Below are 24,262 nucleotides of genomic sequence, written 5' to 3'. Positions count from 1 at the left end.
ATGGAAAAGAGGGGAGATAAGTGAAGAAGAAATTACTAGATTTAACTGGGATAAATTTGACACAAAAAGATGAACGCACGATTGTTCAGATGAAAAGCGTGAAAAAGAATGACATTGCAATAATCGGAGTTTCTGGACGCTTTGGAGAAACGCAGAATGTAGATGAGTTTTGGGAGGCTTTGCGTAACGGTAGTGATTGTATTCGTACGATCCCTGAGTCACGACAGAAGGATATCGATCGGTTTATTAACCATGTGCAACCACATATGCAAAAACGGTATTTACATGCTGCCTATTTAGAAGAAATTGATCAGTTTGATTACCAATTATTTTCAATTTCACCTAAAGAAGCCAGTTTAATGGATCCTAATCAACGCCTTTTTTTAGAAACAGCATGGTCAGCAATTGAAGATGCTGGCTATGGTGGACAAAAAATTATGGGAACCAGAACAGGAGTGTTTGTTGGTTATAGCGCTGATTCAGACTCAGGGGAGGATTATAAGCAATATATCAAAAATGTTGCTCCATCTCTGTCTGGAGCAGCGGTTCCCGGTAACATTAAGTCTATCATCGCTAGCAGAATTGCTTACACGCTCGATTTGCATGGGCCAAGTATGGTAATTGACACAGCTTGTTCATCTTCTTTGGTTGCTGTTCATTTGGCGTGTCAGGCGATAAATAATGGTGAGTGTGATATGGCTCTTGCAGGAGGAGTCAAAATTATCATGCTTCCCTTAGGTGAAGACTCTGATTCAGGAATCGGTATTTCTTCACGAGACGGACGAGCCAAAACCTTTGACAATCGATCAGATGGAACGGGTTTTGGTGAGGGTGTTGGCGTTGTAATGTTAAAAGCTCTTGATCAAGCCATACATGATAAGGACCATATTTATGCTGTGGTCAAAGGAAGTGCTTTCAACCAAGATGGTCATTCAATTGGAATAACTGCTCCTAACTCACTAGCACAGGAAGATGTGATTGTTAGGGCTTGGCAAAATGCAGAAATAGAACCAGGGACAATTCAATATATTGAGGCTCATGGAACCGGGACATCTCTAGGTGATCCAATTGAAATTAAGGGAATCCAGCGAGCTTTTGAAAAGTATACGAATCAAAAACAGTTTTGCGGTATCGGCTCGCTAAAGACTAACTTTGGACATCTCGACCATGCAGCTGGAATTGCCGGTTTTATCAAAAGTATATTGGCGCTAAAACATAAGGAAATTCCACCTACAGTGAATTTCCAATATCCCAATCAAAAAATCTCCTTCGACCACTCACCTGTCTATGTTAATGATTGTCTAAGAGAATGGGAATCTAATGGGCATCCGCGGCGTTGTGGAATCAGTTCATTTGGATTGAGTGGTACGAACTGCCATATCATTTTGGAAGAAGCACCAGAACCTAAGTTGCGTACTCAACTACAAGATCAAACATCAAAGCCGTACATCTTATCATTGTCAGCAAAAACAGAGGACGGATTGCTTCAGCTAATAAATGATTACCTTCAGTTTATTAGTAAAAATGAGAATGTAAGTATAGCTGATCTTGCGTATACGTCTAACACAGGTAGAGGACATTATGAGTCTCGATTGGCACTAGTAGCATGTAACTGTAAGGATTTGATGGAACAACTTTACTTATGTAAAAAAGAGGGAATTGGTACGAACGAACGAATGGGTTGTTATACGAATTCATTTAAAGTAATTAATGAGCAGAAACCTATCCGTAGTGAAAAAGAGATAACGGAAGCTGATATTAGACAGTTGACTGAGCAGGCCAATTCTTTAATTAGCCAGCTCGTAATGGTAGAGCCTTCGGAAGTGCTACTTCAGCAATTGTGCCAATTATACGTCAGTGGAGCTGAAATAGATTGGGAAAGGCTGATGCAGAAAGAACAAGTTCACAGGATAAGTCTTCCCGTATACCCATTTAATCGAAAGCGTTGCTGGGTGGAGCCGGAAGCTGAAAATTCTTACCCAATCATAAAAAAATCATTAAAAGAACTTGATCTACCCCTACTTGATCGATTAGAAGCAGATTCGATTGAAACTATTATTTATGCAACAGATTTTAATGTGGACAAGCACTGGGTACTACATGAACATATCGTCAATGATAAATTTGTTGTACCTGGAACCACTTATCTCGAAATGCTACTTGAGGCTTGTTATCAACAAATACCAACTAGACAAGTTCAAGTAGAGAATCTTGTTTTTCTTGCTCCATTAATTTGTGAACGTGGTGAGTCTCATGAGGTCCAGACCATTTTAAAAGAAAATGGACAATCCTATGACTTTATTATTGCAAGTCGATACAACGGAGAATGGGTGAGACACGCTCAAGGGACAGTAGCATTTGGCGTACATTATGATGCATCAATGATAAAGCTTGAAGAAATAAAAAACAGATGTGACATTGAGCGCAATGAATTCATTCAATACGAGGAGGATTTCTCTGGATCTGGGGCTATCATTACAGGCCCTCGTTGGAATAATGTGCAGCATACTTATATCGGTAATGGTGAAGTACTTGCTTATTTTAGTCTTCCAGAACGTTATGAAGCAGATAAAGGTTTGTATCATTTTCATCCTTCCTTGATGGACAATGCTGTTAACTTAGCCATTAACACAGTAAGTCAGGATTTTTATCTGCCGTTTACATACCGTATATGTAAGGTTTACAGCACAATGCCCAACAGATTTTACAGTCATCTCAGATTAAAGTCTGATCAGTCTGACAATAAGGAAATCATTAATTTTGATGTGACGTTGGTAAATGAAGAAGGCGTCGTATTTGCAGAAATAGAAGATTATGCGATTAAACGTGTACATCAAATGGACTTGGGAGTAAACAAAGCAAATAAATCTCCCTTTTATTACGGGATAAAATGGATTGAAAAAGAGATAAATCCTAGAGAAGAAAGTTCCAAAGATCTGGGAACTGTCCTTATCTTTAAAGATGAGACAAGCATTGGTGAGCAGATGATTCAGGCATTTGATTCCATTGGCAGGCCGTGGATTCAGGTTGAAATGGGAGCAGAATTTAAAGAGGTTGACCAACGTACCTATAAAATAAATGGTCTTCAAACGGACTATACCACCTTGATTGGGTTACTGAAAGAAAGAGGTATTACTCAAATCATACACTTGCTATCTGTTATGGAAAAGCAGGATGTCAATGATCTAACGGACTTGGAAGAAACGCAGAAGAGAGGGTATGAGAGTCTCGTCCGTCTGACGAAAGCATTATTAGAACACAACATTCATGAGGAGATAGAGATATTGCTTGTGGCTCCTTATGTATACGAATTGAATGAACAGCAGGAATATATTCATCCACATTACGCTACCATGTTTGGATTGGGAAAGGTGGTAAGTCAAGAGTATCCTCATGTATTGTGTAGAGCGTTAGATATTGACAAATTTACTTCAGGGGATACCATCCTTGCCGAGCTAGGAAGAAAAGACAAGGATTATCTGGTGGTGCACCGTAATAATCAAAGATTTGTGGAGGAATTTTACGAATGTAACCTAGACGATGTTGCTACTGATTCTATCGGAATTCGTGAAAATGGAGTTTATGTAATTACAGGTGGTCTTGGTGCAATTGGACTTGAAATGGCTAATTATCTTGCTTCCCAGGCCTCTGTCAATCTTGTATTGATTAATCGATCTTCATTACCAAGCAAAGAGCTTTGGGGACAAGTAGAACAACAAACCCAGCCCAAATTATATCGACAAATCACAGCAATCCGTAAGATAGAATCGCTGGGAAGTAATGTTACGGTAGTAAGCGCCGATATTAGTGATCAGGATGAGTTGCAAGCTGTACTTACCCAAGTCCGATCACAATTTACTACCATCAATGGCATTATCCATAGTGCTGGTGTAGCTGGTGAGGGATTTATCCTACGCAAAGAGGAAGTTAGCAGTCAACCTGTTTTATCTCCAAAAGTAAGGGGTACCTGGTTATTACACCATCTGACTAAAGATCATCAGCTTGATTTCATGGTACTGTTTTCATCAATTAACTCACTTTACGGTGGAGTTGGACAAGGGGACTATACTGCTGCCAATGCTTACCTAGATGCATTTACCTCATTGCGCAATCGCCATACAGGGAAGACATTGACCATCAATTGGGCTGCATGGAAAGAAGTAGGGATGGCTGTGGAATACGGAGCTAATCACGATTTAGGATTCTTTAAGTCCTTGTCAACTCAAAATGCCATCCAAGCATTTCAGCAAGTTTTGCATAAACGGATGAAAAGAGTAACGATAGCAGAAATCAATTATGATAATACCCTTGATCATATGGATACTCTTACATTTAATCTAGAAAAACCTATTATATCCAAATTGACAAAAATGAGTAGGTTAAAAGAAATAAAACAAGGAGCGGTAACGTCCCAAGCATTACCAGACATTATGGTGGCGGGGCGTAATGCTGGTGAGAGTTATTCTGTAAATGAGCGATTATTGGCTCAGGTATTTTGTTTGGAATTAGGACTTGATGAAATAAATATCTACGATGATTTCTTTAGTCTCGGGGGAGATTCTATTATTGCCGTCAAGATCGTAAATTCAATTCAAAAGTATCTGAATAAGAACATTGGAATCAGTGAAATATTTCAAAATTTAACTATTTTTGCACTTGCAGCACATCTTAGTTCTCAAGAAGAAGGTAATAAAAAAATCATAATCTCTGAGCAGAATACAGAAGCACCAAACATCGTGTTGGAATCGGAGGAAGGAATTGAACTAACAGGTATGCAGCGGCACATCTACTTCCTTCAATCCTATAATCCGTTTATGACTGAACTTACCATGCTTACCGAAAAAGAGCTTTCTACATCTGTTGACATTGAGTTGTTTCAAAAAGCTGTTGACGCAGTTACCCAACAGCATGAGTCTCTACGGACAATTTTCCGAGAAGAGAATGGACTACCCAAACAAGTCATTTTGCCATTTATGAGTGTAGAGACAGAATACGAAGACCTATCCTTTGATTCAGATGCAAGCCAGCTAGCTAAAAGAAAGCTGAACGAAGCTAGAATTCGAGCTTGTCAGCTTTCAAAGTCAACATGGCGTCCGATTTTGTATCGTTTACCAGAAAAGAAAACTCTCTTTGGTCTCATTATTCACTCACTGATTGGAGACCAGTGGAGTTTGGAGTATATTGCTAATGAAATTCTTCAAGTTTATAACGATCTACTAGAAAATAAAGAGATTGCACTTCCACCTACGGGCAACTATATCTCTTGGATACGCGATCAGCTTAGTTGGGAAAAGAGTGAAGGGTTTCAAACAGACCAAGCATACTGGCAACAGGAATTACGTAATCCTCTTCCTCAATTAAACCTAGCAACGGATTTTCAACGTCCTAAGACTCCAAGCTATCAAGGAAGCTTTTATCCTTTTCAGGTAAAGGATGAGGAAGTATGGAAATCAATTCAAGAAACAATCAAACGGGTAGATATTTCCTTGGAAACCTATCTATTGTCTGCCTATTACCTTCTGTTGCACAAGCTTACGCTTGATACAGATATCATCATAGGGATGACAGCTCGTCACCAAGGTGATTCAGATAGTAATGAAATTGTGGGGGCACTGACGAACATCTTCTGTATGCGTGTGAAGGTAGAAGAAACAGAGACGATTGAAGAACTATTTGCCAAGGTAGAAAAAACGAGATTTGCAGCTACTACACACAGTCGTTATCCATTTGATGCTATAGTCGCCCAGGTTAATGCTCAACGTAGTCAACGAAGTTCGATCTTTTCGACAATGTTCCAATGGCATGAATCAATGCCTACTTTAAACGATGGTGTAAGCTTGTACGATTTAAGCTTGGTAGGTGTGGCTAACACAGAACAACTACATTTCCGATTCGAGTTTGATACAAATCTTTTCAAAATAGAAACGATAAGTAAGCTAGCACAGTATTATTTGAATATCTTGTATGAAGTCAGCAATAGTGGTTTACGCATTCCAGATGTACAGCTTTTGTCTCAAAATCAGATGCAAGAATTGAAAGCATCGCAGGTATCAAGTGTCATGGGAGATTTTGAATTTAATTTCTAACTTACAAAACTAACTAGAGGAGAATCCCAATGCTTACGCAAACAACTTCCATATTTGAACAACTAGAGTCTAATGTTCGTTCTTATTGCAGAGCTTTTCCAGATGTTTTTATAAAGGGAAAAAATTCAGCTATGTATACCAAGTCGGGAGCAAAATTCATTGATTTCTTTGCAGGAGCTGGAGCTCTCAACTACGGGCATAATAATGATTTTATCAAAAAAAAGCTTATTGCCTATTTAGAAACCGACGGGCTTGCTCACGGTTTAGATATGCACACCTCTGCCAAAGAAAACTTTTTGCAGACGTTTAATGACTTGATCCTTCGTCCCAGAAATTTGGAGTATAAAGTGATGTTTTGTGGACCTACTGGAGCAAATGCGGTAGAAGCAGGACTAAAGATCGCCCGTAAGACGAAACAACGCTCAGGTATTTTTGCTTTTACAGGTGGCTTTCATGGAATGTCTTTAGGGGCTTTGTCTGTTACCGCCAATAGTTACAATCGTCAGGCGGCAGGCGTTGATTTGCCTCAAGTCACATTCATGCCGTACCCTACTGATTTTTCTTTCGATACGATTGAATATATCGATAAAATGATTAGCGACAGTCATTCTGGTATTGCTAAACCAGCTGCGATTATTTGTGAAACGATTCAGGCAGAAGGCGGTATTAACGTTGCCCCTACTCAGTGGCTTCAGAGGTTACGTCAATTGTGTGACAAGCATGATGTGCTATTGATTTGCGATGAAGTTCAGATCGGATGTGGTCGAGCAGGCTCTTTCTTTTCATTTGAAAGAGCTCCTATTGTTCCAGATATTGTAGTACTTTCCAAATCTATTAGTGGCTATGGTTTGCCAATGTCGCTCTTGTTGTTTAAACCAGAATTAGATATTTGGCAACCTGCAGAACATAATGGAACATTCCGTGGTAATCAACTAGCCTTTGTTGCTGCCGAAGCTGCCTTACATTACAGAGAAATGGAACAATTAGAAGCAGAGGTTCTACATAAAGAAAAGTTTGTGAAACAATTTTTAAATGAACATATTGCTAGCTTGCACGACCAGATTGATATACGTGGAATGGGGTTAATTTGGGGCGTAGATGTAGCTAGAGTTAGTGGTTCAGGAGTAAATGTTGCGAAAAAAGTAGCAAAGCGTTGCTATGAGCGTGGCTTAATCATCGAGTGTGTAGGTCGCAATGATACAGTGATTAAACTTCTCCCTCCGTTAACCATTGAATGGAATGAATTACAAAAAGGATGCGATATATTACAACAATCAATGAGGGAGTGCTTGAGCAGTTTATAAGCAGACAAGATCCAAAAAAGTGAGAGGAGATCATCTACAAATGAGATATCTACATGAAAAAGACTTGCTTACCATTGGAATGAACTGGGATGAAACGACCTCTGTTATTGAACAGGCTGTGAGATGCTTGCAGCAGGATGACTTTGCCCAACCGATAAAACCTTATTTACGATATGGGCAAGAGCAAAATCGAATTATCGCTATGCCTGCTTTTGTGGGAGGTACGATTAATCAAGCAGGGATTAAGTGGATTGCTAGCTTTCCGAATAATATTCAACAAGGTATTCCCCGAGCGCACAGTGTCACCATTCTAAATAATGCAAAGAATGGCGTTCCAGAAGCTATTATTAACACAGCCTTACTTAGCGTCATCCGCACAGCTTCCGTTAGTGGAATGATAATTAAACATTATGATAACGTTCGCACTCTCAAAGATATCACAGTTGGTATTATCGGCTGGGGTCCGATCGGTCAATATCACTTTAAGATGGTTACTGCTTTACTAGGAGATCGAATTAAAAGTATTTACTTATATGATCTTAGTCCAATTGAAATCGCGACAATTGACTCGTCTGTAAAAGATAAGGTTATCATCGCTAAAGGGTGGAAAGAAGCCTACCAAAATTCAGATATCTTCATAACATGCACAGTGTCCAAAGCACCATACATTGATGCTAAACCAAAGACAGGTTCTCTCCTACTCAATGTTTCGTTACGTGATTTTACTACAGATATTTTTCCGTATGTAAAAGATTCAATCATTGTAGACAACTGGGAAGAGGTATGTCGGGAAAAAACAGATATAGAGTCTATGCATTTGTATTGTGGTTTACAAAAGGAAGGCACGAAATCCATTATTAACGTGGTTTGTGACAATGCCATGTCTAGTTACCGTGAAGATCAGAATATTATGTTTAACCCCATGGGTATGGCCGTTTTTGATATTTCGATGGGACATTATTTTGTAAGAAAAGCAGAAGACTTAAAGATAGGACAACTATTGGAATAAACATAACATGTAAAATGGGGGGATTCCAATGAGTACCAATTTTTTGCATAATATTCTACTAGCAAGCGGACAATTTGAGCAAGAGCGTTCCTATTGGCTTCAACAATTGGAAGGAGTCACTGATTTTAGTGGTTTCCCCTTTGAAACACGCCCTATTGCCAACAAAGTAGAGGACATGAATACGGTCAGTTATCCAATTCCACCTGCGATAGTGGCAATTATCAAGCGAATGAGTAACAACTCAGACTATGGAATATACATGTTCCTTCTTGCGGGGATAAAGTATCTTTTGTCTACATACAAACAGCATTCAGATATTATTGTCGGGATGCCTGTTTTTCAGCAACAAGAGGATGATAAACAGGCTTTTTCCAATATCTTGCCAATCCGTTCTAATTTAGATCGTTCACTAACCTGGAAACAGGTGCTCCCTACATTAAAAGGTACGATAACAGATGCAGTGAAAAATCAAAACCTGCCATACAAATCAATTGCTGGCTTGTTGGGGATTTCAAATGAAGAAAAAAGTAGACCGAACTTTGGAACTATCGTTTTGCTTGACACGATACATGATCAAGCAAGTGTAGAGTCGATTACTGCCGACATGGTGTTTCACTTTAAAAAACATGATGAGGGTCTAATACTCCAACTAGATTATCACCCAGGTCTGTATAGTGAAGAGAGTATTGGACAGGTAGTGAATCGTTTATTCGTCGTTTTGCACATGATTACTAGTAAAACGGGTGAATCACTTCAATCAATGGATCAACTCCTTACGCATTGGAAAGGTTCATATACGAATGTATCTAAATTACAGCTACCTGTGGAACACTCACTTTCAAACGCTACACCCATTAAATGGGGGAATAAAGAATTTACCCTCTCTCATGAGGAAAACAAACGACTTACAGAACTAGCGGAAATAGCTGGTAGCTCTCTTTCAGTTGCGCTATTTAGTGTTTGGCAATTGCTTCTTCACCGTTATACAGGCGAAAATGACATTTTAAGTGGATGGATAAGACAGGATGAGCCTAATAAAAGTTCTCCTCTCTCCATTTATAGTGATTTTTCGGGTAATCCTAGCTTCATTGAGTTGCTTCGGCGCGTTCAACGTACAATAGACGCTATCATAATTGAACAGCAGTTTTCGGTTTATCAGCTACCTGCCTTTCAAATTTTATTTGTAACGGGAGAGATAGATTATCCATCATGGACTGATGATACAGAGCTTGCTCTTACTATTTCTCAAAGAGAAACAGGGTTAGTAGGTACAATCTTTTTTGATACAGAACGCTTTAGAGAGGATACGATCCAACGATTAATACAGCATCTAACTACAATGCTTAAAGATATTATGGTTCATCCTGATATCTCGATTGGGCAGATTTCTCTGTTAGATGATTCTGAGCGTGACTTACTACTTACTGCGTGGAATGATACGAATACTCCATTTCCTAGTGAAGCGCTTGTTCAAGAGTTATTTGAAGCGCAGGTCAGACAATATCCAGACCAAATTGCGATTATTGATGGAGAGATCCAGCTTACCTACCGAGAATTACATGAGAAATCTAACCAGATGGCTCATTGCCTTCAACGATTAGGAGTGCAGCCAGACACGCTCGTAGGGATTAGTATGGAACGATCGCCAGAGATGATCATAGGCATCCTAGCTATTCTTAAAGCGGGAGCGGCTTATCTCCCGATTGATCTAACCTACCCTCGGGAGCGAATTTCCTTTATCATCCAGGACTCACAATTAACTGTGCTGATTACGAAAGAGTCTCATTATCAACAGTTTGCAGACTATGACATGACAGTAGTGTTAATTGATAGCGATGTTCAGGGGTTTGATCAAGAAAGCTTGTCAACACCTAGTAGTAACGCTACTGCTACGAATATGGCTTATGTTATCTACACCTCTGGTTCAACAGGTATCCCAAAAGGTACAAGGATCACACATCAGAGTATTAATCGTCTCGTAAAAAATAATTCATATGTAGATTGGGAGCCTACTGATCGTTTAGCGCAGATCAGTAATACGTCCTTTGATGCATTTACCTTTGAATTGTGGGGTACGTTGCTTCATGGGGCTACGCTTGTACTCATTGCGCCAGATGTTGTTTTATCTCCTTACGCTTTCCAGAAAGAAATTCATCATTATGGGATTACTATGATGTTAGTAACGACTGCCTTGTTCAACCAATATGCAGGGGAAAAACCTGAACTGTTTACAAACATTACGGTTTTATTTGGGGGAGAAGCTGCTGATCCTAAGTGGGTAAGAGTAGCCTTAGAAAAAGGTAAGCCGAAGAAGTTAATTAATGTCTATGGACCAGCAGAATGTACAGTGTTTACGACAACACATCATGTTACTCAAGTAGCGGCTGGTGCTTTATCAATTCCAATCGGGAAGCCTATTGCTAATACCCAAGTCTATGTCTTAGATCAATATTTACAAGTAGTCCCTATCGGGGTTCCGGGTGAACTGTATGTGGGGGGACCTGGTCTTGCACTAGGATATTTACATCGACCCGAAATTACAAGTGAGCGCTTCATAAAAAATATATTTTCTTCAAATGAAACGGATCGTTTATATAAGACTGGGGATATTGTGCGTTATTTGCCAGATGGCACTTTAAGCTATATTGGACGCGAGGATGATCAAGTTAAAATACGCGGATTCCGAATTGAATTAGGTGAAATCGAAGCTGTTTTGGGGCAGCATTCAGAAATTCGGGATGCGGTAGTAATGATGAGAGAAGATCAAAATAGTAACAAACAACTGATTGCCTATTTTACTGCCTACAAACCAGGGGTAGTAACCACTAGTGAGTTACGCAGTTTTGCAGAGAAGAAAATACCAATGCATATGATTCCTGCTACGTTTATCTATTTGGATCATCTACCGGTTACACCAAATGGAAAAGTAGATCGAAAAGCATTGCCAGCTCCTTTTCTTGAAAGAGAGGAAGGGAATACGCCGTTTATTGAACCCGTTACTGATACAGAGATAATCCTATCCGAATTTTGGAAAGAAATTTTAGGAATTGGTCGCATCAGTATCATCGATGACTTTTTTAATAGTGGCGGTCATTCTCTTCTTGCTACTCAGCTTTTATCAAGAATATACCATGCCTTTCATATAGAAATATCATTACGAACGTTCTTTGAAAATCCAACGATCCAAGCAATGGGAAAACAGATTGACCACATCATATCTTCAGGAGAGCAATCGGTATCCGTTCCGCTGGTTCCTGTCTCACGAGATGATGATCTTGTCCTTTCGTATACTCAACAAGGAGTTTGGTTTATTGAACAACTGGAACCTGGAAGTGCAACCTATAATGTCCCAGTTGCAAACACACTCAAAGGAAATTTAAACATTGATGCTTTGGAGCGTGCAGTAAATGAGATCATTCGGCGACATGAAATTTTGCGCACCAGTTTTATCTCGAAAGATGGAAAACCTTATCAACTCAGTCATCCATTCCAATCCATTCGCATTCCTTTGATTGATATGAGTGATGTTCCTGCTCCAGAACGCCATCAGCGCATTATCGATATGGCCAATGAGGATGCTAATCGATCGTTTGATTTAACGAAATGTCCGTTGGTGCGTTTCATATTATTTAAAAAAGATGAAGAGAGTTACGTCTTTTATTACACCATGCATCATCTTATCATGGATGGTTGGTCCTTACAGATATTTACACACGAATTATCTGTTTTATATGAAGCATTTAGTCAAGGCAAACCTTCTCCTTTACCAGAAATGCAGCTACAATATGCCGATTTTGCTGCATGGCAGCGCAAGTGGCTAGATGGTAAAGTGATGAATCAACAATTAGCCTATTGGAAAAAACAGTTGGCTGGGAACTTACCAGTTTTACAATTACCGATAGACCGGACTCGTCCAAGTGTAGCCAGTGGCGCAGGTCAGCGTGACACTTTAGTTATGCCGAAAGAACTTGTTAATAAATTACATGTTCTTTGTAAACGTCAAGGCGTGACTCTTTATATGGCCTTACTTTCAGCATTTAAAGTACTGCTTAGTCGATATTCGGGAGAAAACGATATATTAGTTGGTTCTCCAATTGCTAATCGTACACGCTTAGAGACAGAGGGTATGATTGGATTCTTTGCTAATACAATTGTATTACGTTCTCAATTGAGCGATAACCCAACATTTACTGAACTTCTAAAACAAGTACGCGAGGTTACTCTTGAAGCGTTTTCCAATCAAGATGTTCCATTCGAAAAATTAGTGGAAGTATTACAACCTGAACGTACAAAAAACATCACCCCAATTTTTCAGGTCATGTTTACATTGCAAAATAATCGTCGTACCGATTTTAAACTCTCTGATGAGACACTGATTCATCCGGAAATTGATAGAGGCACGTCTATGTTTGATCTTTTATTTGATATTGCAGAGCATCCAGATGGTCTGCTGTTGGTAGCAGAATATAACATGGATATATTTTTTTCAGCTACCATCGGCCGTATGATGGAGCATTATCGGGAGCTGCTCGAATCCATTGTGGAGCTTCCAGAGCAACCAATTTCTGATCTAAATATGTTGACAAAACAAGAAAAAATCCAAATTCTCGAGGATTTTAATGATACAAAATGTGATTTTCCACTAGACAAAACCACGCATGAATTATTTGAAAAGCAAGTGGAATGTCGACCTACTGACATTGCTGTTATACATCGGGATCAACAAATGACGTATGAAGAATTGAATGCTCGGGCCAATCAAATGGCGCGCTTTATCCGTAGAACCGGTATGAAAAATGAAGAGATAATAGCTGTTTTCTTAGAACGTTCCATCCCAATGATGGAAAGTATCCTAGGTATTTGGAAAGCAGGTGGGGCTTACATACCTATTGATACGGCCTACCCCATACAACGAATTATAGGTATTCTCGAAGATTCAGGGGCGGCGGTACTGATCACTACATCGAAATTTGTTACTCCAGAGATTATACAGAACTATAGGGGTACCATTATTTGTATTGATGATCAAATGGACGCCATCAATCAAGAAAGGAAAGACAATCTAAGTGTTATCGTTGAGCCTGACCATCTTGCTTATATCATCTATACATCAGGATCAACAGGTAAGCCAAAAGGGGCGATGGTAGAGCATATCGGATTAAACAATCATCTACACATGATGATAAAGCAACTTAAGTTGAGTGAAGATTGCCGCATCGCCCAAACTGCTTCTCACTGCTTTGATATTTCTGTGTGGCAATTTTTTACATCTATTATCTTGGGTGGAACTACTATCATCTATGATAATCAGATGACTATGGAGCCTACCTCTTGCATTGAAAAGATTATTAAAGATCGGATAAATATCTTTCAAGTTGTTCCATCTGTTTTGTCCGTTATGCTGGATCATGTGGAAGAAACCAAATTGTCTCTAGAGTGTTTTCGATATGTAAGCGTCACAGGAGAAGCAATTAAACGTAGTTTGGTAGCCAGATGGTTTAAGCTCTTCCCGCATATTCCGTTAGCGAATGCATATGGGCCTAGTGAAGCATCAGACGATGTTACGATTCATATCTTAGATCAGTTGCCCCAAAGCGAAATCGTTCCTATTGGTAAACCTTTGCACAATTTTAAGATTTACATTGTTGATGAAAAAATGAATCTCTGCCCGGTTGGAATTAAAGGCGAAATTTGTGTGTCTGGTTTAGGGGTTGGACGAGGATATTTGAATGATCCAGAAAGAACCGCCAAAGTATTTATGGAAGATCCGTTTGCTGATCATAAAGGAGTACGACTTTACAAAACGGGAGACATGGGACGTTGGCTTTCTGATGGAACACTGGAGTTTTTTGGACGTAAAGACTATCAAGTTAAAATTCGTGGGTTCCGTATTGAATTGGAAGAAATCGAAAACCAAATTAACAATCATCCCGATATTTTGGAAACGGTAGTAATGGATATTGAGGATACAAGGGGTCAGAAAAGTTTATGTGCCTATGTAGTGTTGAAACAAGATGTCCCTATTAATCAACTAAAAAGGCATTTATCAAATACGTTACCTGACTATATGATTCCAGCCTTCTTTGTAAAAATGGAGAGGCTTCCCTTGACTACAAATGGGAAAGTGGATCGTAAGGCGTTGCCAAAACCTGATCGTAATGTTGTAGAAAGCAAATACGTAGCACCACGTACCATAATTGAAGAAAAAATAATTGCTATCTGGGAAAGTGTGCTTGATACGAGTGGAATAGGTATCGAAGATCATTTTTTTGAAAATGGTGGGCATTCACTGAAGGCAACAACGGTTATTTCGCGTATCAATAAAGAATTACAGGTAGATATCTCCCTGCGTGAAATTTTTAACAGCCCAATCATTAAGGATTTAGCACAGGTTGTAGAGAACAGTGCCAATAAAGCTTATCCGATGATTCAACCTGTAAAAAAACAAGAGGCATACCAGCTTTCTTCTGCACAAAAACGTATGTTTATAGTAAATCTACGAGATTCAGAGAATATAGCCTATAATATTCCGAACATGTTTATTATTGAGGGGAAACTGGACAAACAACGCCTTCATCAAGCCCTTCAAAAACTGGTGGAGCGTCATGAGATTCTTCGCACTTCTTTCGGATGGGAAAAAGGAGAACCTGTTCAATATGTTCAGGACAAGCTAGAGCTAGACTTGAAAGAAGTAACATCAACACACGAACAGCTTCACAGCGTTGTTCAGTCACTTGTGGCTCCTTTTGACTTGGGCAAGGCACCACTACTGCGTCTTTTTGTTGTCACGGTGGAAGAGGGATACCATGTGCTTGTCTTGGATATGCATCATATCATAATGGATGGATCATCCATAGCAATTTTGCTAGATGAACTGGTGCAGTTCTATCAGGAGAAGCAACTTCCAGAGCCAAGAATTCAATACAAAGATTTTTCAGCTTGGCAAAACAAACTATTGATGTCAGAGATCATGCAAAGTCAAGAGAAATACTGGCTGGATCAGTTTACTGGTCAATTACCTGTGCTTGCACTGCCAACAGACTATCCCCGTCCGTCAGTGAAAAGCTTTGAGGGTAGTTATGTTGAGTTCTGTGCTAGTAAGGAATTGACGTTAGGATTGCGAAACTTAGCCAGTTCTACAGGTACAACACTTTACATGGTTTTACTTGCTGCATATCACGTGCTGCTATCAAAATATGCTCGTCAGCAAGACATCATTATTGGAACACCGATTGCTGGTAGGCATCATGCAGATCTTGAAGAGGTAATCGGCATGTTTGTTAATACATTGGCCATACGTTTACAATCTGAGACTCAGCAGACATTTAGTGAGTTCCTGCTTGTAGTTAAAGAGCATGTATTACAAGCCTTTGATAATCAGGATTATCAATTTGACATGCTCGTAGAAAAGCTAGATGCAGCAAATGATGAATCTAGGAATCCCTTGTTTGACACGATGTTTATACTACAAAATATTGAGGAGCCTTACATCACAGAAGGTAATGATGTTACTGATAAGCTGTCCATATCTCGCTTTGATTATAAATACCGTATGTCTAAATTTGATCTCAGTGTCATTACGATAGAAGCAGATGAGGAGCTAGTATTTCAATTTGAGTATGCCAATACATTATTTTCAAATATTACGATAAACATTTTAGGAGAATCCTTTCTTAAGCTACTTACTATAATTGTGACTGAGACAGATAAAAAATTATGTGATTTGGAGATTACTGAGTCCATTGATCTGATTGAAATGGATATTTCTGATCAATTGAACTTTCATTTCTAAATAAAACTGCTAAGTAGTAAGACCTTGGGATAAAACCCATGGTCTTACCTTTCTTCCTTAATTTATTATAGTATTAGTGAAAATTTTTAAATTGTATGATATTGTTAAGTTGTGGAATTTTCTGGCGTTGAAATTTTTTCTTTTTTCATCAACTTCTTTATTTATCTATGCCTACTAAAAAAAGCATAAGAAATTATGCAGATAGGTACATTCTATATCTGAATAGAAGGCCGAAAAGAGTACAAAAGGAGTGGATGTGCGTGGGGAAAACAATGAAGATTGAAAAAACGAACGTAGAAGAAATTTTGGGATTAACGCCTTCTCAAGAAGGAATATTGTTTTACTATTTATATAATCTTGAAAGTAGAGAGTATTATGAACAATTGTGTCTACATGTAGAAGGCAGGGTTCAACCAGAACTAATAAAGCAAGCATGGGATTACATTGCGCAACAGAACGAGATGCTACGAACTATTTATCGGTGGGAAAATTTAGAAAAACCGGTGCAGATCATTTTAAAGGATAAGCCAGTACCTTTTAGACAGATTGATTTATCGATGGTACCTATAGAACAACAGATGGAAAAACTTGCAAATCTAAAGCTACAAGACCTCCAAGAGCCATTACATCTACATATAGAACCGTTCCGTATTACTTTGTGTAAATTGACGGACAATCATTATGAAATGATTATTACGAATCATCATATTCTGTATGATGGATGGAGTAATGGTGTTTTACTTAGCGAATTTTTTCAAGCTTATCATAATCTCAAAGAAGGACAGGAAAATACGGCAAAAGAGAAAAGTAAATTTAAAGATTTTATCAAATGGAGTCAATCTCAGCAGGAGAAGGAAGAAGTTACTCTATTTTGGAAAAGCCTTCTTGATGGATTCGATACAAAATCAGATGTACTTGCCCGTAAAGAATATAACCTTGAAGCTTCGAAACAGGGGAAAAGCTATACATATGGTTTCACACAGAGCTTGACTAAGCGTTTAAAAACATTTGTACAAGAACAAAATATTACAATCGCTACCTTTTTTTACACAGTTTGGGGCATGGTGTTACAACGCTATAATAACAATCAGGATGTTGTGTTTGGTGTAACTAGTTCAGGGCGTACAGCGCCGATTCAAGGGATCGATCAAATGGTAGGTCTCTTTATCAATACACTACCGTTACGTGTAAAAAACCGTTCAGATGAGACGATTATCGATTTGCTACAAATGGTTCACCAACAAGTGAAAGAACGAGAAGCTTTTGAAGCAATTCCACTTGTTGATGTCAAAAAATGGACTCAATTGGATAACCAGGAATCGTTATTTGATTCTATTATGATCGTCCAGAATTACCCGATTGATTTTAGCCTGATGAACAAATTTTCCGATTTGTCAGTCCGGTCCTACGAGATGAACGAATTAACCAATTATCCGCTATGCTTGGAAATCGTCATGAAAGAGGATGTAGAATTACGAATCACTTATCACCAAAATCGTTTTGACGAATCTACCATCGAGCGTATTGCTGGGCATGTGCTACAAATGATAGAAGAGATACTAAACGACCCATATGCAAACCTCTTTTCTATTAAGATGATAACTCCTCAAGAGAAAACGTTGATCCTTGAGAAGTTTAACGATACAACAGTAGATAATTTACAAGAGCAAACCATTCACCAGTTATTTGAGAGTCAGGTGGAGCGTACACCGGATCAAGTAGCGATAGTCTATGAAGGTGCGCAATTAACATACCGTGAATTAAATGAGCGAGCGAACCAATTGGCACGTACTCTGAGAGCAGAAGGAGTAGGACCTGATCAACTGGTTGGTATTTTGGTCGAGCGTTCCTTGGACATGATGGTTGGGCTACTAGGAATCCTGAAGGCAGGGGGAGCTTATATCCCGATCGATCCAGTGTATCCAGAAGAGCGCATTCGCTACATGCTAGAGGATACGGGTGCCAAACTGGTAGTGGCACATAGTCATTTACAAGAGAGAATCACCTTTGCTGGAAAATGTCTCGCTGTGGATGAAGAATCTTCCTATCAGGATCTCACAACCAATCTTGAACCGATTAGTACTCCATCTGATTTAGCCTATGTTATGTACACATCAGGTTCAACAGGTAGGCCTAAAGGAGTCATGATTAGTCATCAATCAGTTATCAATCAGGTGGATGGCATTACGGATCGAATTGATTTTTCTCCAGGGAAGTCGATCCTTTGTATTACGACGATTTCATTTGATCCATTCATTTTGGAAACGTTCCTTTCGCTAAGTAAAGGGGTAAGGGTTGTCATAGCTAGTGAAGCTCAACAGGCTGATCCGAAAGTATTGAGTGAAATCATTTGGAAAGAGAAAATTGATATGCTTCAAATGACACCTCCTCGTATGCAAATGTTATTGTCTTCCATGCATGGCACAGAGCGTGTCAAATGTTTAGAGGGAGTTCGTGAGATTATGCTGGGGGGAGAAGCCCCACCTGTTTCATTGCTACAAACCTTGCGTACCTACACGGGGGCACGACTGTATAATATGTACGGTCCCACGGAAACCACTGTTTGGTCATCTGTAGCAGAAATAAAGACAGGAGAGGCTATCACAGTCGGTAAGCCGCTCATGAATAAATACTTCTATGTTTTAAGTGCTCAAAATCAGCTTCAACCAATAGGTGTGGCAGGTGAGCTATGTATTGCGGGTGAAGGACTAGCAAGGGGCTACTGGAACCTTCCAGAATTAACGGCTAAAAAGTTTGTAGAAAATCCATTTGTGCCAGGGAGCCTGATGCATAAAACAGGCGATTTGGCAAAATGGCTCCCAGATGGAACCATCGAGTGCTTAGGGAGAATCGATCATCAAGTTAAAGTTCGAGGCTATCGCATTGAGCTTGGAGAAGTAGAAGCACAGCTTGTGAAAATAAAAGAAGTGAGAGAAGCTGTCGTAATCGCGCGGGAAGATCAAGATGGGACCAAGCATTTGTGCGCTTATTTTGTGGCGGATAAGCAATTAACGGTAAATGAACTAAAAAGAAGCTTGTCGTCTGAGCTTCCTAATTACATGGTTCCCTCTTATTTTATGCAGTTAGATAAATTACCTCATTCACCAAATGGAAAAATTGATCGTAAGTCTCTCCCTGCTCCAGAGGGGATTAGCATCAACACAGGAGTAGAATACGTAGCGCCTCGTACAGAGCTAGAACTCAAAATGGTGCAAATCTGGAGTGAAATTTTACAGGTAGAAAAAATAGGAATCAATGATAATTTTTTTGAACTGGGTGGACATTCACTTAGAGCATCCCAATTTGTCTCGAAATTACGAAAAGTCTCTAACAAACAGCTTTCGCTACGAGCAGTATTTAATAGACCAACAATTGTAGAATTAGCGTCATTGGTAGAAAATGAAGCATCTTTAGATTACGGGAAAATTGAAAAAGCACCTGTACAAGATTACTATCCGATTTCTTCTGCACAGAAAAGATTGTTTGTGTTAGATAAAATGGAACAGGGTTCAACGACCTATAACATGCCAGGAATGATTTCACTAAAGGGCAACGTAGATCGTAACCGTATGGAACAAGCATTTCGTCAACTAGTGGATCGCCATGAGGCTTTACGGACATCTTTTCATTTTATAAATAATGAGGTAGTTCAACAGATCCATCCGAAGGTTACGTTCTCCATGTCAGAGTACTCATTACAGGAGAGTGCGAATGCAGAAATAGATCGGTCCGTATTGATCACCCAAATAGTTGAATCTTTTGTGCAGCCGTTTGATCTGCAACAAGCACCGCTCTTAAGAGTCAAGCTTGTACATATAGAGAAGGAAGAATATCTTCTCTTGGTTGATATGCATCACATCATATCAGACGGATCAACGATTGAATTGTTTATTGAGGAATTCATGAGCTTATACGCGGGTAAGTCATTACCTGAATTGGCTATTCAGTATAAAGATTATACGGTTTGGCACAATTCACAGGTAGCTTCAGATGAATGGGATAAAAAAGAACAGTATTGGCTATCACAATTTGCTGATGAAATTCCAATATTGCATCTTCCTACCGATTTTGCCCGTCCTCCAATAAAAAGCTTTATGGGTGATCATGTGTTGATGAGGCTGAATAAAGAAGAGACTGCCGCGATCCATCAATTTGCTTTAGAAAACAACGTAACTCCTTTTATGGTACTTCTTGCGACATATCATTTCTTGCTGGCTACATATTCAGGCCAAAATGATCAAGTGATTGGAACGCCATTTGCAGGGAGAACACATGCTGATTTGCAAAATGTAATGGGGATGTTTGTAAATACGTTACCGATCCGTAATCGCGTGGAAAAAGGGGATAGCTTCGTTTCCTTTCTTGCAAGAGTGAAACAAAACGTATTGTTAGCTTATGAACACCAGGAGTATCCGTTTGAGGAATTGGTCCAAAAGCTGGATGTTGAACGGAATGTAGACAGAAATCCATTGTTTGATACCATGTTTATCTTACAGAATATGGACAGTAAAGAGCTGACTTTAGATGATATGACAATTAGTCAATTGGAGTTTCCAAATAAAACATCTAAATTTGATCTAACTCTTGAAGCAAAAGAAAAGGAAGGACGATATCATTTCCGCCTAGAATATTGTAAAGACTTGTTTCACAAAAGAACGGCAGAGCAACTAGTAAAACACTTTATTCATTTATTAACAAAGGTTACGAAGAGTCCTGATTTTACTTTTGATAGTCTGGAATTGTTATTACCAGAAGAAAAAAATCAGCTTCTCGTTGAATTTAATGATAGGGTAATGTCCTATGACCAGGATAAATCGATCCATCAATTATTTGCTGATCGTGTAAAGCTAACTCCTAATCAAATCGCAGTCATGTGTGAAGAACGATCGCTTACATATCAGAAATTAGATGATAAGGCTAACCAAATCGCTCATTATTTACTCGAGCATCATCAGGTACAACCGAATCAATTAATTGGAATACTTATTGAACGTTCTGAATTCATTTTAATCGCAATGCTTGGAATTCTGAAGGCAGGAGCTGCCTATGTACCAATTGATCCTGTATTACCCGATGAGCGAATAAAGATAATCGTAAATGAAGCAAGCATAAGTGTTGTCCTATCAACTTCGCGTTTTATCCATCAGCTTAATGCGTTGCAATGGGAATGTCCAACTTTACATACCTTTGTATGCCTTGACAAAGACGAGATTACTTCCATTGACTCCAGCCAAACAAGCGAACTGCTTGATCAGAAATTGTGGAATCATATCGGTTCAGTCGGGGATGATGAGATTTCTATTGGCGGCTGGGTAAGTAGCTATACGGGACAACCATTCTCACTAGAGGAAATGAGTGAGTATAGTAAAAACGTGCTGCATAAGCTAAAACCTCATCTAAATTCTCGAACGAGGGTTTTGGAAATTGGATGTTCATCAGGTTTAACTATGTTTGAGCTAGCTCCCTATGTTGGTTCTTATTATGGTACTGATTTATCTGATGTCATTATTGAGAAAAATAGGCAAAGAATGGTGCATGAAGGTGTTTCTAACATTAAACTTACCACTTTACCTGCTCACGAAATTGATCAATTGGATGAACGAGATTTTGATGTAGTGATTTTAAATAGTGTCATTCAATATTTTCCTAATCATAATTATTTACGCTTTGTTTTAGCAAAAGCACTAGAGTTGATGGGGAAAAATGGGGTTTTATTTGTTGGCGACATTATGGATTTGTCGTTGAAGGAACAGATGATACAGTCATTAACGGAACATAAGAAATCACAGAGTGATGATGATAAACATCGTACAAAAACAGAATTTACAACTGAATTGTTTATCTCGCGTTCTTTCCTAGAAGATTGGCTATTGAAGCACGACGAGGTTACACATGTTACTTTTTCTCAAAAAGAACACAGCATTGAAAATGAGTTAACTCGATATCGATATGATGCATTATTTACTATTGATAAAGAGTGTCTACCAGAGGATTCCCTGACGAAAAAGAATGTGGACATTCAAGGCAGGCAGCAACAGGGTGCTTCTATTATAAATAGACAGCCTACACAAGCAATAAATACTCAAATAGCTGCTCATTCACTTTGTTACGTTTGCTTTACTTCTGGCTCAACTGGGAAGCCGAAAGGTGTAATGATTGAGCATCGTGGTGTGCATAATTTTATAGAAGCTGCTGTAAAAATCATTCCTTTTGAAGAGGGAAAAAGGCTTGTCTCTGTTACTAATATTAGCTTTGATGTACTAGTGTTGGAGACCTTTGTCCCATTGCTAAAAGGAGTTACTGTAGTTATCGCTACGGAAAGTGAACAACGTGATCCTAAACGCTTGAGCAGGTTGATCATCAACAATAAAACAAGCATGATACAAGTCACTCCTTCACGTCTTCAGCTCCTAATGAATGATAAGGAGTGTCATCACAGCTTACATCTGCTTGAAATCATTATGATCGGTGGAGAAGCTTTTTCAACTGTTCAATTAAAAGGACTGCAAGCCATCACACAGGCCAAGCTGTTCAATTTGTACGGGCCTACTGAGACGACGGTTTACTCCGCGATTGCTGATTTAACTCACAAAGAAACAGTAACCATCGGTCAGCCAATAGGAAATACTAGTATCTACATTGTAGACAAACATAAAAAACTGGTCCCCATTGGCGTCCAAGGAGAACTGTGTATAGCGGGGGATGGTGTAGCAAGAGGTTATCTGCATCAGCCAGAGCTGACCTCAGAAAAGTTTGTGTCCGATCCGTTTCATGCTGACAGTACTGTGAGAATGTATTGTACAGGTGATCTAGCAAGATGGTGTGAGGATGGTACGCTTGAATATTTGGGACGATCTGATCATCAGGTGAAAATTAGGGGATATCGCATTGAATTAGGGGAGATTGAAGAACGATTACAAAGCCACGAAGAGATTACGGAAGCTATTGTTCTTAGTAGCGAGGATACTTTTGGCAATAAAATATTGATTGCCTATATTGTCGCCCAAACCGAGCTTTCGGTTGCACCTCTGCGTGAGTTTGTAAAAGAAGCACTTCCTGAGTATATGGTTCCGGCACATTTTGTACAAATAGAGAAGATGCCGCTCACGCCAAGTGGTAAGGCTGATCGTAAAGCGCTCGAAAATACCACATCTAGACTTTCTACAGGTACTGCATTTGTTGCGGCCTCAAATGAGGTAGAAGAAGTGTTGCTTTCCATTTGGGAAGAATTACTTGGAGTTACAGGCTTTGGTATTCACGATAATTTCTTTGACCTTGGTGGAAATTCTTTATTATTGGTACGAATGCACAGCCGTGTGGATGAAAAATATCCCAATCATGTGACTGTTACTGATATGTTCACTTATCCATCCATTAATAAGATCGCTACATTAATTATGCATGGTGATATTGAGCAAGCTAGAACCTTTAGTTTACCAAGCATTTCTATGGCCCGTGATTATTTTGCTAGTAATCAGATGAGTGAGGCAGGTTCTTTGTTTGAAGCAGAATTAAATCCTGCTACTGTGATGAAATTACAGCGATTGGCGGAAGTAGAACAAGTGACGATAGAGGATGTATTTGTTGCTACTTATATGTTTTTGCTCGCTCAAATTAGTGGGTCTAAACAATTATCCATTCAGCTATTAATGCAAACTCCAAATCAGTTCATGTCATTAGACGCAGATATAAGTTCAATGACTAATTTTTCTGAGTTGTTCCGCTATGTCCATCAGAAACAGAAAGCGGAAGATGATATCAAGGTATATGAGCCAGATAGTCTCTCTGGACTTGTCATGACCAAAGAACCATTTACTATTACTCCGTTACTTTACCGAAAAGGACTTGCAACGAAGCGTAGTGAGATGAATGACATATTTGATATCCTGCTTGAAATTGAACAGGGCAGCAAAAATATATACCTCCGTCTTGATTATCAGCAACAATTGCTTAGAAGCGAAAAAATGAAAGAATTGCTTAATGCTTATATGAAACTCCTTACAATGATCTTAGAAAATTATTAAGTTTCACAAGGATCGGTATACTCAAAAAAGTGTTGCCTGATTCAATT

5 protein-coding genes are annotated in these 24,262 nt (G+C 39.0%); all 5 read left to right on the top strand.

Annotation, left to right across the window (positions count from 1 at the left end; translation table 11 throughout):
* The first annotated feature begins 20 nt into the window (after nucleotides 1-20).
* The 5 genes from ACQV1I_RS14240 to ACQV1I_RS14220 all read left to right on the top strand — a co-directional run bounded on the left by ACQV1I_RS14240 (nucleotide 21) and on the right by ACQV1I_RS14220 (nucleotide 24,215).
* Entirely contained in the window at nucleotides 21-6,086 is a 6,066-nt protein-coding gene (locus ACQV1I_RS14240) for a type I polyketide synthase (RefSeq protein WP_116333984.1), read from the top strand.
* 29 nt (nucleotides 6,087-6,115) lie between these two features.
* A complete protein-coding gene (gene ectB / locus ACQV1I_RS14235) occupies nucleotides 6,116-7,390 on the top strand; it encodes a diaminobutyrate--2-oxoglutarate transaminase (RefSeq protein WP_116333983.1) in 1,275 nt (424 codons plus the stop codon).
* A 40-nt stretch (nucleotides 7,391-7,430) separates the two neighbouring features.
* Entirely contained in the window at nucleotides 7,431-8,399 is a 969-nt protein-coding gene (locus tag ACQV1I_RS14230; protein ID WP_116333982.1) for a 2,3-diaminopropionate biosynthesis protein SbnB, read from the top strand.
* A 28-nt stretch (nucleotides 8,400-8,427) separates the two neighbouring features.
* The gene (locus ACQV1I_RS14225) at nucleotides 8,428-16,191 is read left to right on the top strand and encodes a non-ribosomal peptide synthetase (RefSeq protein WP_116333981.1); all 7,764 of its coding nucleotides are present in this window, start codon (nucleotides 8,428-8,430) and stop codon (nucleotides 16,189-16,191) included.
* 254 nt (nucleotides 16,192-16,445) lie between these two features.
* Nucleotides 16,446-24,215 carry a non-ribosomal peptide synthetase gene (locus ACQV1I_RS14220; RefSeq protein WP_236645774.1) on the top strand — a complete coding sequence of 2,590 codons (7,770 nt, stop codon included), beginning with the start codon at nucleotides 16,446-16,448 and terminating at the stop codon, nucleotides 24,213-24,215.
* Nucleotides 24,216-24,262: the final 47 nt, after the last annotated feature.

The sequence above is a fragment of the Brevibacillus sp. JB24b genome (assembly GCF_051713385.1).
GTDB classification, from domain to species: Bacteria; Bacillota; Bacilli; order Brevibacillales; family Brevibacillaceae; genus Brevibacillus_B; species Brevibacillus_B laterosporus.
Note: the sequence above shows the minus strand (reverse complement) of the source record. Positions and strands in the feature narration are given on the sequence as shown.

Bases quoted from the DNA above. Each gene is read 5' to 3' on its own strand.
- ectB (WP_116333983.1), top strand. From the start codon at position 6,116: ATGCTTACGCAAACAACTTCCATATTTGAACAACTAGAGTCTAATGTT.
- ACQV1I_RS14230 (WP_116333982.1), top strand. From the start codon at position 7,431: ATGAGATATCTACATGAAAAAGACTTGCTTACCATTGGAATGAACTGG.
- ACQV1I_RS14225 (WP_116333981.1), top strand. From the start codon at position 8,428: ATGAGTACCAATTTTTTGCATAATATTCTACTAGCAAGCGGACAATTT.
- ACQV1I_RS14220 (WP_236645774.1), top strand. From the start codon at position 16,446: ATGTGCGTGGGGAAAACAATGAAGATTGAAAAAACGAACGTAGAAGAA.